A 16,028-nucleotide genomic window follows, 5' to 3' on the forward strand; every position below is an offset into this window, starting at 1 on the left:
AAAACTTTTAGCCTTTAATGCTACTAGCCTATATTTTTTAAACACTAGCCCTTCAAGTATAAGAATATGGAATCTTAGATTCCATGCCATCTTTTAACCCCTCCCTTTATTAAGTAAGGCCTTTAAAAATTAATATCTAATCTACAAACATATCTCCTAGTTTTATAAAAAATCGCACTTAAACCTACACTTTTATGCGCTAGCACTTGTTTTTTTTTTTTTGATTCTATACTTACCAAGCACTTAGTAAATAAGAAAAAATAGATTCAAATGCGGTGTTGATGAATGTAGAAAGCAAGCTTCCTAACAATCAGATAGCACTTAGTTTGATTCACACTATTAGCAAAAAAAGGAGTTAATATGGGTCAGCAAGCTATGACATTACTGGCAACTTGGAATGATAGGATACCAGCTGATAGCTACGTGTTACTAACTGAAAGATTAAAAAAGATGCAAGATGATAAGATGAGTGCGCTTTTATCTTTAAATCTAAAAAGTCCTATAGTAGGCCTAGTGCTAGGCCTCTTTTTTGGATTATTTGGTGTGGATAGATTCTATAAAGGAGACATAGTACTAGGCGTAGTAAAGCTTTTTATAGGTTGGCTCACACTTGGCATATGGCCAATAGTTGACTTGTTTTTAGTGTATAAAGGCATCAAGAAAGATAATCTTGAAAAGATAAGCAATGTCCTCTTGCTCACATCATAGCCACTTTTTTGGTGAATAAAGAGTTATTTAGCAAAATCTCAAGGTATATAAAATCTATCACAAAAAAAGTAAAATGGATAGCTTTATCTTTGCTAGTTTTGAGGCAAGACACTTTAGCAAACAAAACTACTAAAACCATAACTCAAAAGGCACTAAAGAAATCTCCCTTAGTGCCAAACCAAACCCTTACTCGCCCCTTACGCCTTTAGCGCCTGTAAGGCCTTTAACCTTCCTTTCTCTGTGAAAAGTTATGGCAAATCTATGGGCTTCATCACGGAGTTTTTGCAAAAACTGAAGCATGGGATTTTTCATATCTAGTCTTAACTCTAGCACATGATCACTATCCTTAGCAAAGTAACGCAAGATATCTTTTGCCCCTCCTTTAGCACGGTAAGCCTTAGCATCCCTTTTTTCTTTAGAGATACTTAAGAGGGCAACATTAGCCCCTACACAATCTAGTGCCTTTTTAGCAATCTTAAGTTGCACAGCCCCACCATCAAGCACCCACAAATCAGGCGGAAAGTCACTTACAAAACTTTTAGCCCTCCTAGTTAACATCTCAGTAGTTTGACTTATCTCATCTTTACCTTCTAGTTTATAGCGCCTATAGCTAGAGCTATCAAACCCTTCGCCTAAAAAGGCTACTTTTGCGCCTACACAGTAAGTTCCAGCGTGATGGCTAGTATCAAAAACTTCTATCTTTTCTATCCTTTTAGAATCTAAAAGTGTGGCTAGCTCACTTAAAACTTGCGCAGTTTTTGAAGTCTTATTAAGCAAGGTATTTTTTGCATTTGCACAAGCTAACTCACAAAGGGCTTTTTTGAAGCCTTTTTTAGGATTACTCAAAGTTAGATTAAGCGTGCTTAAGTCTTCACTTAAACTCTCAAAGTCTTTATCACTAAGACTAGCTAAAACTATCTCATAGTCTAGATTATCAACATGTTTTAGATTTAAGATAGCTTGCTTATAAACTGCTAGCTTATCTTCACTTTTAGCCTTAAAAACTAGCTTATCACTGCTTATAACGCGCCCTTCTCTCATAAAAAGTTTAAATAAGATTCCATTTGTCTCATCACTTTCAAACCCTAAAATATCAAGATTTTGCTTGCTTTTAGAATCTAGTTTTGAATAAAGCCTTACATCATCAAGCACTTCATAGGCCTGCTTACAAGCAAGGGCTTCTTCATATAAAAGTTTTTGAGAACAAACTAGCATGTAAGACTTTAAAGCCTGTTTTAGCTTGTGAGGATTTTGCAGATACATTAAAGCTTCACTAGCTATCTTTTTATACTCTTCTTCCCTTTCAAACTCACACACTCCAAGACACTTACCTAATTGATAATAAAGACAAACTTGCTTCCCTTTAGCACAACTCGCACTTTGAACTAATGGCAAAAGCGTATAAAGTGCGCTTAAAACTAAGCTTGCCCCTCTAGTAAAAGGGCCAAAGTAAAAGATATTTTTTTTCTTGCTCATTTTTCTTGTGATAACTGGGCGCGGATAGCGGACGCTCATATCTAGCATGATATAGGGGTAGGTTTTATCATCTCTAAGCAGTATGTTGTACTTTGGATTTTGAGACTTTATGAAGCTGTTTTCTAAGATTAAGGCTTCTTGCTCGCTATCTACTATGGTGTATCTTAGAGTGCGTGCTTCTTTTATCATCTTTTGGATTCTAAGAGAGTTAGCAGGGTTTGGTAAAAGGGCGCTTTTATCACTACTAAAGTTAAAATAGCTTTTTACGCGTGCTTTTAGGTTTTTAGCCTTTCCTACGTAAAGTAGCTCATTAAACTCATTAAAGTACTGGTAGATTCCTGGTAAAGTTGGCAAGTCTTTTACATCTTCTAGTAAACCCAAAACTTAAACCCTCCTTTTAATGGCTAGTATTAACACTAAAAGTCTAGCCAACTTTAAGTCTTGCTATGTTGACAAAAACTACCTTTTAAAGTAGAATCTGGTCTTTTTAAATCATATATCACTCTTCTTGTCAGGGTAGCTCAGCTGGTTAGAGCGCTGGTCTCATAAGCCGGAGGTCGGGAGTTCAAGTCTCCCCCTTGACACCAAAACTAAAACTCACATCCCTTCCATTTTTTAACTTCATCTAAAAGCTTACAAGCACTGCTTTAATTATGATGTAAGGCTATAATAAGCACTTTTATAACCTTGAAATAGCAAATTTAACTAACCTTAAATAGCGTCTTAATCACTTAAAGAAGGGTTTAACTATGAGCATAGCTTCAGTTGTACATTTTGTCTTTGGTCTCTTACTTTTATATTGTGCTTTATTTGCAACCTACTGGATATTTAGCACTATATCAAGAGATGTACACAAAAAGCACCCCCCAAGAAGCAAGTGCTTTAAGATACTAAGGATAGTCTTTTTTGTATTTATAGTGCTTTGTGTTATCTATCTAGCATAATTACTAAAAAGCATCTTTAAAAAGCTCTTTTGTATACTCACTCTTTGGACTATCAAGCACATCTTTTAACCGTCCTTGCTCTATGCATCTTCCCTTATAAACAACTGCCACATAATCACACATATGTGCTAAGACCTGCAAATCATGAGTTATTAAAATATAACTTAGACTTAGTTTTTCTTGTAAAGAGTTAAGTAGATTTAAGGTAGTTTTTTGCACTACCTTATCAAGGGCAGAAGTAGGCTCATCAAGCACTAAGATCTTAGCACCCACTGCTAATGCACGCGCTATGCTAACCCTTTGTCTTTCTCCCCCACTTAACTCGCTAGGGAAGCGATTTAAAAGGTTAGAATCTAGTTCTAAAAGACTTAAAGTGCGCACTACAGTTTGAAGCTTTTCATCCTTAGTAAGCTTAGAGTTAAAAAGCCCTTCACTTACTATATCTTTTACTCTAAGGCGTGGATTTAGAGAGCTAAAAGGGTCTTGAAAGATTATCTGCATCTTTTTTCTTATCTCTTTTAGATAAAGCTTATCTACCTTGCCATCTTGCACCAAAGTTTTATCAAAAACTTTTAAAGTACCAAGAGAGTTCATAAGTATATTAAGCCCTAAAGCAAGAGTGCTTTTCCCGCTCCCACTTTGGCCAACTACGCCTAAAGTGCTTCCTTCATCTAGGCTCATATCTATATCACTTATGATGCTTTTAAAACGTTTTTGAAAAAAGAAGTGATTTATAACTCCTACGCTAAAGTCTTTAGCCTCTAAGACTATCTTTTTATCTTGCATAGTTCTTTCTTTACGCAAGGAAAGATTAGAAGCCTCATATAAAAGCCTTCCATACTCTGTCTTTAAACTATCTATAGAATCTACTTTTTCTACTATCTCTCCATCTTTCATTATGCATACTTTTGAAGTGAAGTGAGAAAGCAGCTTTAAGTCATGGGTTATAAAAAGTGTGGCTATCTCTCTTTCTTCACATATCTCTTTTAAAAGTTTGATGATTTCTAGGCTTAAGCTTGCATCAAGGGCAGTTGTAGGCTCATCACAGATAATTAACTTTGGAAAGTTTATAAGACCAATAGCTAGCAAGACTCTTTGTCTTTGCCCACCACTTAACTCATGTGGATATCTATTAAGCAGGCTTTTATCTAGATCTAGCCTTTTTAGTAAGGAATCTAAATCGTTATTTTTAGTATGATGTATCTTTAAGGGCTCTAGAATCTGCTTTTTTATCTTATGGAGTGGATTAAGGGCAGAAAGTGGCTCTTGAGGTATATAGACTAAATCTTTACCAAGAAGACTACGCACGCTTTTTAACTTTAAGAGGTTAGTGCCTAAAAAATCTATCTCACCACTTTGTATAGTAAAGTTAGATTCTAACCTTGTTATAAGCCTTGAAAGCAGGCTTTTCCCACTTCCACTTTTACCTACTAGCCCTAGCCTTTCACCCTTTTTAAGACTTAAGTTTATATCTTTTAAAGCAAAGCCATTGCTTGCATTTAAGTTCTTTACTTCTAAGATGACATCTTGCAACTTTTATGATCCTACAAGCCTTAGCTTTCTTTAACTATAGAAAGGGCTGTTAAAAAACTTATATTTTCTATCTGATGACCTGAGGTCATATTTTTTAAAGTTAAAGACTTAGAGCTAAACTCACTCTCGCCTATTATAGCTGCAAACTCATGGCCTTTATGATTAGCATAAGATAAAGACTTCTGAATCTTAGCTGCATTTGGAAAGACTTCAACTGGAATCTCGCTTAGCCTAAAAGCACGTGCTAGTTTATGTGCAAAGCCTAGATAAGCTTCATTAGTAACACAGATTAGTATACGTGCAAAAGTGCCTTGCATCTGCAGTGTATCTAGTTCTAAAAGTGCGGCTATTAACCTATCTATACCTATGCTTGCACCTACTCCACTTAGCCTTTCTTTACTGAAGCGATTAGTAAGATTATCATACCGTCCACCTGAACAAACACTTCCTATACTTTTTATCCTATCTAAAGTAGTTTCATAAACTATACCTGTATAGTAGCCTAAGCCTCTAGCTATAGAAAAGTTTATACGACATAAAGAGATCTCTATATCAAGATGAGAAAGTAAGAAAAAGACCTTTTCTAAAGTTTCTATACCATGGCAAAGCTTTTTGTTATAGCCCTTTAAATGCTCTATCTGCTTAAAAAACTCTTCATATCCACTAATTTGTTTTATATTAACTAACTCTAAAAGCCTTTCAACCTTAGCATCATTTATATTAAGCTCTTTACCAAGCTCAGCCTTTACGCCTTCAAGCCCTATCTTATCAAGTTTGTCTATGATTCTAAGGGCGGTGTTTACTTCAGCTATATCTAGATACTCAAAGATACCATTTAGTATCTCTCTATGATTTATCCATATAGTAAACTCTTCTAAGTTTAATGCGTGCATGGTAGAAAAGATTATCTCTATTATCTCAGCATCACTTGAAAAGCTTTCACTTCCTACTATGTCAAAGTCACACTGCGTAAACTCTCTATAACGCCCTTTTTGCGCGCGCTCACCCCTAAAAACATTGCCTATAGCAAAGCGCTTAAAGGGTAGTTGAAGCTCATTTCTATGCTGGGTTATAAACCTAGCTAGTGGCACAGTTTGATCAAAACGTAGTGCTACATCACGCCCTCCATGATCTTTAAATCTATAAAGCTCTTTTTCTATCTCTTCACTACTAAGCCCTAATAAAACTTCAGAGTACTCAAGATGTGGCGTTTCTATAGGCATAAGCCCATAGCTTAGAAAAACTGAGCTTAAGCGCTCAAGAAGTTGCATTTTGATAAGTGCTTCATTTGGCAGTCTATCTTTAAAGCCACTTAAGATTCTAGGTGTTACTAACATCACACTCCTTTTAAGTATCGCGATATTTTAATAAAACTAGATTCTATCTTTATAAAACTAAATCTTTCGATATATGTGTATCTTTTGTGATATCAACTTTAGCCTTTTTGCCTAGCAAGCCTTCAAACTCACTAGCACTTAGTGCGCCTTTTACGCGTGGTCGCTTAACCCAAATATTATCCATACTAAAAACTTCACCTTTTTTTATATCTTTGATGCACACACAAGTTGCAAAAGCAAAGTCTATAGTTACTTGCTCTTCTAAAGTAGCAACCTTACTTCCACCTCTCATAGCAAACACTTCTTTACTAGCTTCTATCAAAGCCCTAGCACTTTTTTCATCCATAGAACAAACTATATCAGGCCCTACTCTATCCATGATATCTGTAAAGTGTCTTTCAACTAAACTAGCCCCTAAGGCAAAGGCTGCTATACAGGCGTTATTATTAAGTGTGTGATCACTTAGACCTATAGGCAAGTTAGGAAAGGCTTTCATCATCTCTTGCATGGCACCAAGACGCACAAGGTTAGGAGGGGTTGGGTAAAGATTAGTAGTGTGCATCAAAGCTAGGGGTACCTTTTTAGATTCTATGATATCAACACACTTAGCTATGGAATCTAAGTCATTCATCCCAGTAGAAACTATCATAGGTTTAGAAAAACTAGCGATGTGTTTTATAAGTGGGTAGTTATTCATCTCGCCACTTCCTATCTTATAGGCACAAACTCCCATATCTTCTAGTCTATTAGCAGCAGCGCGACTAAAAGGAGTTGAGATAAAGATCATACCCTTAGATTCTACATACTCCTTTAAAGTCCTCTCATCATTAAAACTTAAAGCGCAAGATTTCATTATCTCATATATGCTTTTATCACTATTACCTGGAACTACTTTAGTGGCTTCTTTGCTCATCTCATCATCTATAACATGAGTTTGATGTTTAAGTACTTCTATGCCTGCTCGCTTAGCGCTATCAACCATAAGTTTTGCTAGCTCTAAGCTTCCATTATGATTAATACCTAGTTCTGCTATAACTAAGGGCACTACATCCTTGCTTATCTCTCTAGTTTTGTATGGGGTTTTTAGGGTTAGCATGCATATCCTTTTTTTAGTTGCTTTTTTAACTTTTAAACTTTTTGGCCATAAACTTTGCTAGTTTCTTAAAAGGGCTTTTATCGCTATATCGAAGTTTAAGAAAAAGACCTAGCACTCTTTTTGTAAAGCTACCATAAAGCCCACTTTTAATCTTATAGAATACCTTTTTAAAATGACTATCAATATAACTAGGCCTAGGAACATCTCTTATCCTATTTAAGGGCTTTTTGTAATTTAGACTATCCTTATAATCTTTAAAAGGTTTTATCCTTAAGCTATCTGGCGGAAGTGGTAAGTAGGCATGAAGACTTGAAGTTGGACATATACTATATATCCCACCTCCTTTTAAGTGGTTTGGAATCTCTTTTAGATACTTTGCCTTATAGTCTTTGTTAAACTCTAAAAACTTAGTCTTTTGCTCACACTCTGGCAAGTTAAAATCTTGATTAAAGTAGTCACAACATAACTTTAAGCCTTCTAAATCTAAATAGCTTGTATGCATAGTTGAAGCATTATTTGAGATCTCTGGGAGATGGAGGAGAAGATTTTCTGTAGGGGCAAAAGAGTATAACTCTTTACCTTGATATAAGTCTATACCGCCTACATATATATGCTTATAGCCATAGTATATAGCTGTATTTATCATGCAAATCCCACTAGTAACTCTCTTATTATAAGTAGTGATGTTGTGCTTAGCGTGCTCTAATAAATAAGGCATTTGCTTTATTAAGTCATAAAAAAGTAAGTAGTCTTTGTTATCTTTTTCAGCCATATAATGTTCTAAGTAGGTATCTTCATAAGGCATACACTTCATAAAGCCTTCTATAATGTACTCACGTCTTTTGTTTAGTCTTTCATATATCTCAAGTAATATAGGAGATAGATGCGTAGCTGCAAAAAATACTAAGTCTATCTTTTTACCAAGGCAGTAACGTGCTTCTAAGAAGAACTGATTAACGCGAAAAACATCATAGTCTTTTGGTAGTAAACTATAATCTATTTGCCTTGTGCTAGCCCCATTACCTAAGATAACAACACTATCACTTTTTCTTTTGTACTCCAAGTGCAGCCTTTACCTTTAAATCCTTCTCTTTAAATAATGCTAGTTTTTATCCTAATATGCTTTTTTAAACATTTTTAGTTTGCTTCTTTTTAAAAGCGTTTAAAACCTTGTCACTTTATAAAGATTAAGATTTGTTGATTTTTTAGATTATATTCTGTTTTTTTTTTTTTTGAATTTATGGCTTATTTTTTATATTAATTAAGAATAGAAAAGCTAAAAGTTTGTATGGAGTTAAAGGCAGTAAGCACTACTTAAAGCCGTGCTTACTGTTAGAATCTAGCTTAGATTCTAGTTAAGATTTAAGATGGGTTACTTCATCTACAAGATAGGCTATGCTTTGCCAGCTTACCTCACTAGCTGCACTTAGTCCTATCTCGCAAGTTGAAGATGAACCAAAGCCTCTTTTAATCCTTCCTTCATAGAACTTTTTAAATCCAGTTAGCGAAGATTTATTTAACTCTGGAGTGTTAAAACCCTTGTCTCCAGCAAAGCCACAGCAGCCAAGATCAGGCTTAACTATAATCTTACCAGTTGTGCAAAGTTTAGCAAGCTCAACCATCTTGTTTTGTGCTTTATTTTTCTTCAAAGAACACATGGAATAAACTCCTATATCTTCAGTAGTTGGCCTAAACTCTAACTTAGGACTTAACTCTTGATATATGAAAAATGGTAGGTCATAGATTTTAAGTTTAGTGTGTTTTACTTCTGATAGTAAGTGAGCAGAGCAAGCACTGTGATCTAGTACTACTGGAATCTTTCCGTTATCACTTAGTTTTAAAAGCATCTCTGTAAGACGTTTAGTGTTTTTAGCATGTAGTTCTGGATAACTTACAAAAGGCTTACCACAACACATATTTTCTAACTCTGGTGGGTAAACTATTTCAACTCCTGCTTTATTGCATAGTGAGATAAAGACTTCTTGTATGCTTCTTTTATCATGCTGTAAGTTTGAAGGCTTAAAGCCACGATTGATACAAGTAGTAAAGTAGATGACTTTAGAATCTGAAACCACGCTATGAGCATTTTCTGGATCAAAGTTATTAGCTAGAGGCATATAATTTGGTATATAAGGCATCATAGAGAAAGTACCTTTTACCTTCAAGCTAGTTTCTGACATAAACTTTTGACTAAAAACAGCCGTTAGTGCCCTTGTAGCTTTTAAACCAAAACGCATAAACTTGATAGTTGTATCCATGTTGCGCAGTACCGCTGCGGCAATTTTGGCATTCTTTTTATCTTTTTCTTGACGTAAATGCAAGGCTATTTGTGCTGTATCTATCTCTAGTGGACATAAAGACTCACATTGAGAACAAGCTGCACAAGTTATCTCACCTAGGTACTCATAGTCTTTTTTTAGTTGACGGGCTAACTCTAGGCTCTCAGCATCACTTTTAGATTCTAGTCTTGCTATCTCTCTAGTTACAGTTATGCGCTCTCTTGGAGTTAGGGTTAAATCTCTACTTGGACAGATTTTTTCACAAACCCCACACTCCATGCACTTATCAACATACTCTTGTATGCTATACATCTCTTTAAGATTTTTCATATAGATATTTGGATCATCACAGATCATAACATCTGGATTTAGTAAAGTCTTAGGATCAAAGATAGCTTTTATAAGTTTGTTTATCTCATAAGCATCTTTACCCCACTCTAACTCAACAAAAGGTGCGACCATCCTACCTGTACCATGTTCTGCTTTTATACTTCCATGCAGCTTAACTACTCCATGGGCCATCTCATCTATCAAGGCCCCATAAGCAGTTTTTTGCTTTTCATCAGTTAGATTTGGAGTGATAACAAAGTGGATATTTCCAGCTAGAACATGACCAAAGATAATACCTATAAAACCATATTTGACAAATAGGCTTTGTATGAAGGCTACTCCTTCACCAAAAGTATCTATTTCAAAGCAAACATCTTCTATAACCACTGTAGTATTAGGCGCCCTTGTTGCACCAGCAAATGGTAAAAGTCCTTTTCTTACCTTCCACCACTGGTCATACACTTTAGGATCAGTACTATACTGTGCTTCTAAATCCTCAGACATTTTTGTAGAGCTTAACTCTGCTTTTATCTTTGCAAGGTTTTTATCTAGTGTTTCTTTATCTCTAGCATCAAGTTGGATTAATATACAAGCAGTATCTTGCTTTACATCTTTTATGAAACTTGGCATACCGTCTATGTTTTCTACAGACTTAAGTGAGTAGTAGTCCATAATCTCAGCACTATTTATAATATCATCATGACTTGCTAGAATCTTAACTGCTTTTGAAGCCTCAGCTATGTTTGGATAAAACAAAAGCCCACATACTTTATGTTCAAAGTCATCTACTATCTCTAATTTAACCGAGCTTAAAAAGCCTAGTGTTCCTTCATTACCAACTATTAGATGGTTAAATATATCTCTAATATCACTAAAATCAACTAGTGCATTAATAGCATAACCTGTAGTATTTTTAATCTTGTATTTTCTTTTTATAAGCTCTACTAACTCAGGGTTAGCCATAACTTTTTTGCGCAGATCTAAGATAGCATCTACCATATCTTTATGGGAGTATAAAAAGCTTTTAAAGCTTGCCTCATCTCCAGTATCCACTAAGGTGCCATCTTGCAAGATAACCCTTACTGACTTTACAGTGTGATAGCTATTTTGCTTAACACCACAGCACATTCCACTAGAGTTGTTGTTTACTATCCCACCAATTCTTGCTGTTGCAATGGTTGCTGGATCTGGACCAATTTTTTTTCTCAAATGTTTTAATGCATCATTTGCATCACTTCCTATAACGCCACAAGCTAGATGTATGTGATCATCTTTTATATCTATACCCTGCCAGTTGTGAGCGTGAGAAACTAGTACTAGTATCTTATCTGTACAAGTTTGCCCACTTAGTGAACTTCCTGATGCTTTGAAAGTTACACCTAGTCCATATTTCGTACTTAAAGCAAAAATCTTTTTAATCTCATCTTCACTAATGGCTTTTATAACTAACTCTGGTACATATCTATAACCAGATGCATCAGTGCCATAAGCAAAACGACGTAAATAATCATTATAGATTCTGTCGTCTAAAAAAGTTTTAGCTTCTTCGTAAAACAATTCGTACTTATTTTGTGACATATATCTTCCTTTCTCCTACTTATACACACGACAAATAGCTGCTAAATATAAGGCCGCATCCATGATACCATTAATTGATTTAAACGACAAAATTTACAATCTTATCTTGTACAAAAATCTCCTTTTTGATCTCATTAGTTAACCATTTTGCAACGACTTCTTTAGCATCTTTTAAAACTTCATCTTTTGGGCTTCCTTTGGGTTTATCTAAAGTTCCTCTCTGTTTACCATTAATGCTAATGGCATAAGTTATGGAATCTTTTTCTAAAGCCTCTTTGCAAACTTCTAACTTAGAAAGGTTTTTTAAGTCAAAAAGCCTTTGACTAAGCTCCCAAGCTATATGAGGCACAAACGGCTCTAATATATTTAAAAGCACATAGTAGCCCTCACTATAAACTTCATCATTTTCTTGTGCATTTAAAGCGTTATGGGCTTCCATGCAAGCTGCGATTACTACGTTAAATGGATAGCCAGCTATCTCTTTATTAAAGATTCCAAGTTGCTTTGATAAGGCTTCATAAACTTTTAAACGTGCTAGCTTTGCTTCCTTGCTTAAGCTTTTTTGATCTATCTTTGGCAAAGTTTTATGTTTTACTCTTACGCTTTTATCCCAAAGTCTATTTAAAAACTTAAAGCTTCCATTTACCCCATCATCATTCCACTCTAAGGCATAAGTTGGAGGCGCTGCAAAGAGGGTAAAAAGTCTAGCCGTATCAGCTGAGTACTGCTCTATTAGCAAGTTTGGCTCAACTATGTTGCCCTTAGACTTGCTCATCTTAGCGCCTTCTTTTAAGACCATGCCTTGAGTTAGTAGATGAGAAAAAGGCTCGCTACTTTCAACATAGCCTAAGTCTCTTAAAACCTTAGTAAAGAATCTTGCATAAAGTAAGTGGAGTATGGCGTGTTCTATCCCACCGATGTACTCATCAACATCCATCCAGTACTTAAGGCTTTCTTCATCAAAAGCTGCCTTAGCTCTTTTTTCAGGTGGAGTTGTATATCTTAAAAAATACCAACTAGATTCTACAAATGTATCCATAGTGTCAGTTTCTCTAACTGCTTTACCACCGCACTTTGGACAGGTTGTAAACTTCCAAGTTGGATGTTTATCTAAAGGATTGCCTTCACCATCAATGACTACATCATCAGGCAAAGTGACAGGCAGTCTAGTTTCACTTACTACCCCACATTTTTCACAGTGCACTAGTGGTATAGGTGCCCCCCAGTAGCGCTGCCTTGAGATCCCCCAGTCTTTAAGTCTATAGTTTGTGACACCTTTACCAAGATTTTCTTTTTCAAAGTAGCTTATAATCTTAGCCCTAGCAGTAGCACTATCTAATCCACTAAAGCTTTTACTATCAGTTAAGATTCCATCTTCTGTAAAAACTCCACTAGCGTAATCTTTAGTTTTAGGATCTAAAATCACTTTTTTTATAGGCAGATTATATTTTAAAGCAAACTCATAATCGCGCTCATCATGGGCTGGAACACTCATAACAGCTCCACTACCATAATCCATTAAAACAAAGTTTGCAACCCAGATAGGAAGCTTTTCCCCCGTTAAAGGATGCAAGGCAAAAAGAGGCAAGGCACAGCCTAACTTTTCTTCTTTTTGAGAATCTTTTGCTGAAAGATTTTGCATATCAGTTATGAAGTCTTTAGTTTTAGCATCTAAAGCGTTTACTTCTAAAAGTTTTTTGACTATAGGGTGAGTGCTAGCTAGTGCGCAGTAGCTTACTCCAAAAATCGTATCTGGGCGAGTGGTATAAACACTAAAAGATTCTATATTATCGCCCAAAAGACTTTTAGAATCTTCATCTAACTTAAAGTTAAACTCTAGTCCTTTAGACTTTCCTATCCAGTTTTTTTGCATCAAAATCACTTGATTAGGCCACTTGCCTTCTAAAGTATCAAGATCAGCTAAAAGCTCTTCTGCATAGTCAGTTATCTTTAAGTAGTACTGATACATCTCTTTTTGCACAACTTCTGTATCACAACGCCAGCATTTTTTTTCTATCACCTGCTCATTAGCAAGCACAGTTTGGTCATTAGGACACCAGTTAAGATAGGCTTTTTTTCTATAAACTAAGCCCTTCTCCCACATCTTTATAAAAAACTCTTGTTCAAACTTTGTATACTCTGGATCACAAGTAGCTAAAGCTCTAGTTTTAGAAAAGCTAAGCCCTAAAACATCAAGCTCTTTACTCATAACATCCATGTTTTCATAAGTCCACTTTTTAGGATGAACCTTATGTTTTATAGCGGCATTTTCTGCAGGCATACCAAAGGCATCATAACCTATAGGGTGAAGTACATTAAACCCTTGCATCCTATAAAAGCGTGCCATAGCATCGCTTATGCAGTAATTACGCACATGTCCCATATGAAGCGCCCCACTAGGGTAAGGAAACATCGAAAGGATGTACTTTTTAGGAAGACTTAAATCACTCTTTGGTTCATAGTAGCCTTCCTTAGCCCAAATCTTTTGCCACTTTTGTTCAATACTAGGGTTATATCTTTCCATTCTTCACTTCACCTTTAAGCCCATCTTGCCGGGATTTAAAATATTATTTGGATCAAAAGCTTTTTTTAAAGAGGCAAAAAGCTCCATTTCAGCTTCACTAAAAGCTAGCCTCATAAAAGGTGCCTTTGAAAGACCGATCCCATGTTCTCCACTAAGTGTGCCTTCTAGTTTAACTGTAAGTTTAAATATCTCAGCTATAGCGTCATGGCCAGCTTTTAGCTCTTCTTCATTTTCTGGGTTTTTAATCATAACATTAGTGTGTACATTTCCATCACCAGTGTGACCAAAACAAGGCGTTGTAACTTTGTACTTTTCACTTATCTCTCTTATGCCTTCTAATAGTTCAGGGAGGCGAGATCTTGGGACTGTTATATCTTCGTTTAGCTTTTTTTTGCCATAAACTGTGATGCTTTGAGAAGCATTACGTCTTGCAAACCAAAGGGCAGCTTCTTCATCTGCATTTTGTGCTATCTTAAACTCAGTTGCACCATTTTCTAAAAACTTATCTTTAAGTGCTTCTAGTTGATAGTTTAGTTCAGATTCTAAGTTGCCATCAACTTGGGTTATTAAGATAGCCCCAGCATCAACTGGTAAGCCTTTATGGAATCTTTCTTCAACTGCTTTTATAGTTAGGTTATCTAAAAACTCCATAGCAACTGGGGTTATGCCACTGGCCATACTTTTATAAACTGCATTCATCGCTTGTTCTATACTTGGAAAAACTCCCATGGCTGACTTTGCAAACTTAGGCTTTGCTATAAGTCTTAAAGTTATCTCAGTTATAACTGCTAGGGTTCCTTCACTAGCTATCAAAGTGCCTACTATGTTGTAGCCTGCCACATCTTTTATAGTCTTTTTACCTGCCCTTATAATCTCTCCATTAGGAAGCACAGCGCGCAGTGCCATAACATAGTCTTTTGTGATTCCATATTTTGCGGCCCTCATGCCACCTGCATTTTCACTGACATTACCCCCTAAAGTGCTTTGGTCTTGACTGGCTGGGTCTGGTGGATAAAAAAGACCTAGCTTTTCTACTTCTTCTTGAAAGTGCTTATTAATAACGCCAGGCTGTACTCTGGCTACAAGATTTTTAGTATCTATCTCTAAAATCTTATCCATGTACTTATCAAGTGCTAAAACTATGCCGCCATCTACTGGCAGGCTACCTCCAGTAAAACCACTACCTGCCCCACGTGGCAAGATGTTAATCTTTTTAGCATTACAGTACTTTAAGATATTAGACACATCTGTTTCATCTCTAGGAAATAAAACTAAATCTGGCTTATATTTTTCCCTTGTAGCATCATAGCTATAGGCCATTTTGTGCATTTCATCACTATGGGTGTTTTCTTTTCCTAATAATCCTTCAAAATATTTGACATGAACATCTTCCATACTCTCACTCTCCTATTTTTTTACTTAACAGTGCATCATAGTACTTAAAGTAGTCACCCTTACTTTTTTTGCTTGCAAAAAGACTAAAAAGTGAGCCGCTGCTTGGAAAAGAAACACGAGTAAAAAATGGAGTTAGGGGCTTATTTGTATTAGTATTAAAAGCTTCTTTATATAACAAGGTGTGAGTTTGACACTCTAAAACACCATACTCTTTACTGCCTATCACAAAAACTAGTCCTACGCCATAAACATCACAAGCCTCTTTTAGAGCCTTTGGAGTTGGGTCATACTTGCCATCTTGAGCTATATATCCCATCAATAAGTCAGGGCTTAAAAACTCCACATCTTTAACTTTTGTTTTTAAGGCATCAAAACTTTCTTGATTAGGTGCTATTAAAAAGGCTTTTTGATTTAGAAGGTGAAAGGATATGGTGTCATTAGTCTTAGGGCTTAGTTGAGGATTAGGAAGGTAGACTTGATTCATCTCGTCAAACTTTTTAACCTTAGCTTTATAAAAAAAGTTTGTGTCATCTGTGCTTGGGATACCTTTTAAGCTATCTTTACTAACTGGAGATTCTATAATGGCCATATCAACTATGGCCGTATAACTATCAAGCCCTCTTTGTATAAGTCCATCTTCTCCTTTTAAAAGCTCTTTAGGCGAGCTTAAGATAATGGTGGAATCTTTCTTATCATAGCTTACCACCTTAGCAACTATTGGAGTAGTCAGGCTGGCTAGATCAAAAGCAAAAGCCCCTTGCGATAAAAATAGCAAAATGCAAATCATCTTAATAGTCTTCATAAACGAAATCCTTTTTTTTATATATA

Annotated in this window: 11 protein-coding genes and 1 tRNA gene; 3 read left to right on the top strand and 9 right to left on the bottom strand. The window is 35.8% G+C overall.

Annotation, left to right across the window (positions count from 1 at the left end; genetic code table 11):
• Positions 1 to 360 precede the first annotated feature (360 nt).
• Positions 361 to 708 (top strand): TM2 domain-containing protein, encoded by a 348-nt coding sequence (locus BKH43_RS05335; RefSeq protein ID WP_253248054.1) that lies wholly within the window; start codon positions 361 to 363, stop codon positions 706 to 708.
• Between the two features lie 186 nt (positions 709 to 894).
• Here BKH43_RS05335 and uvrC read toward each other — a convergent pair whose 3' ends face one another.
• Complete coding sequence (gene uvrC / locus BKH43_RS05340) at positions 895 to 2,565, bottom strand: excinuclease ABC subunit UvrC (protein WP_095229361.1); 1,671 nt, start codon at positions 2,563 to 2,565, stop codon at positions 895 to 897.
• Between the two features lie 129 nt (positions 2,566 to 2,694).
• Between uvrC and BKH43_RS05345 the strand changes: the two genes are divergently transcribed.
• Both BKH43_RS05345 and BKH43_RS05350 read left to right on the top strand, forming a co-directional pair.
• Positions 2,695 to 2,771, top strand: a tRNA-Met gene (locus tag BKH43_RS05345).
• A 162-nt stretch (positions 2,772 to 2,933) separates the two neighbouring features.
• Positions 2,934 to 3,128 carry a hypothetical protein gene (locus BKH43_RS05350; protein ID WP_095229363.1) on the top strand — a complete coding sequence of 65 codons (195 nt, stop codon included), beginning with the start codon at positions 2,934 to 2,936 and terminating at the stop codon, positions 3,126 to 3,128.
• Positions 3,129 to 3,131: 3 nt separating this feature from the next.
• On the opposite strand, the gene BKH43_RS05355 is transcribed toward BKH43_RS05350, so the two are convergent.
• The 8 genes from BKH43_RS05355 to BKH43_RS05390 form a co-directional block, all read right to left on the bottom strand.
• Positions 3,132 to 4,661 (bottom strand): ABC transporter ATP-binding protein, encoded by a 1,530-nt coding sequence (locus BKH43_RS05355; RefSeq protein WP_253248055.1) that lies wholly within the window; start codon positions 4,659 to 4,661, stop codon positions 3,132 to 3,134.
• Positions 4,662 to 4,681: 20 nt separating this feature from the next.
• The gene (gene hisS, locus BKH43_RS05360; RefSeq protein ID WP_095229365.1) at positions 4,682 to 5,998 is read right to left on the bottom strand and encodes a histidine--tRNA ligase; all 1,317 of its coding nucleotides are present in this window, start codon (positions 5,996 to 5,998) and stop codon (positions 4,682 to 4,684) included.
• Positions 5,999 to 6,047: 49 nt separating this feature from the next.
• Positions 6,048 to 7,094, bottom strand: a complete 1,047-nt coding sequence (locus BKH43_RS05365; protein ID WP_095229367.1) for an N-acetylneuraminate synthase family protein — start codon at positions 7,092 to 7,094, stop codon at positions 6,048 to 6,050.
• 25 nt (positions 7,095 to 7,119) lie between these two features.
• On the bottom strand, positions 7,120 to 8,157 hold the full coding sequence (locus BKH43_RS05370; RefSeq protein ID WP_172402323.1) for an alpha-2,3-sialyltransferase: 1,038 nt from the start codon (positions 8,155 to 8,157) through the stop codon (positions 7,120 to 7,122).
• Between the two features lie 292 nt (positions 8,158 to 8,449).
• Entirely contained in the window at positions 8,450 to 11,281 is a 2,832-nt protein-coding gene (locus BKH43_RS05375; protein WP_095229371.1) for an FAD-binding and (Fe-S)-binding domain-containing protein, read from the bottom strand.
• A gap of 79 nt (positions 11,282 to 11,360) precedes the next feature.
• Positions 11,361 to 13,805: a leucine--tRNA ligase gene (gene leuS / locus BKH43_RS05380; RefSeq protein ID WP_095229373.1), complete on the bottom strand. Its 2,445-nt coding sequence runs from the start codon at positions 13,803 to 13,805 to the stop codon at positions 11,361 to 11,363.
• A 3-nt stretch (positions 13,806 to 13,808) separates the two neighbouring features.
• Positions 13,809 to 15,200, bottom strand: a complete 1,392-nt coding sequence (locus BKH43_RS05385; protein ID WP_095229377.1) for an FAD-linked oxidase C-terminal domain-containing protein — start codon at positions 15,198 to 15,200, stop codon at positions 13,809 to 13,811.
• Positions 15,201 to 15,204: 4 nt separating this feature from the next.
• Complete coding sequence (locus BKH43_RS05390; protein ID WP_095229381.1) at positions 15,205 to 16,002, bottom strand: plasminogen-binding N-terminal domain-containing protein; 798 nt, start codon at positions 16,000 to 16,002, stop codon at positions 15,205 to 15,207.
• Between the last annotated feature and the right edge of the window lie 26 nt (positions 16,003 to 16,028).

The sequence above is a fragment of the Helicobacter sp. 13S00401-1 genome, from assembly GCF_002272925.1.
Lineage (GTDB): Bacteria > Campylobacterota > Campylobacteria > Campylobacterales > Helicobacteraceae > Helicobacter_I.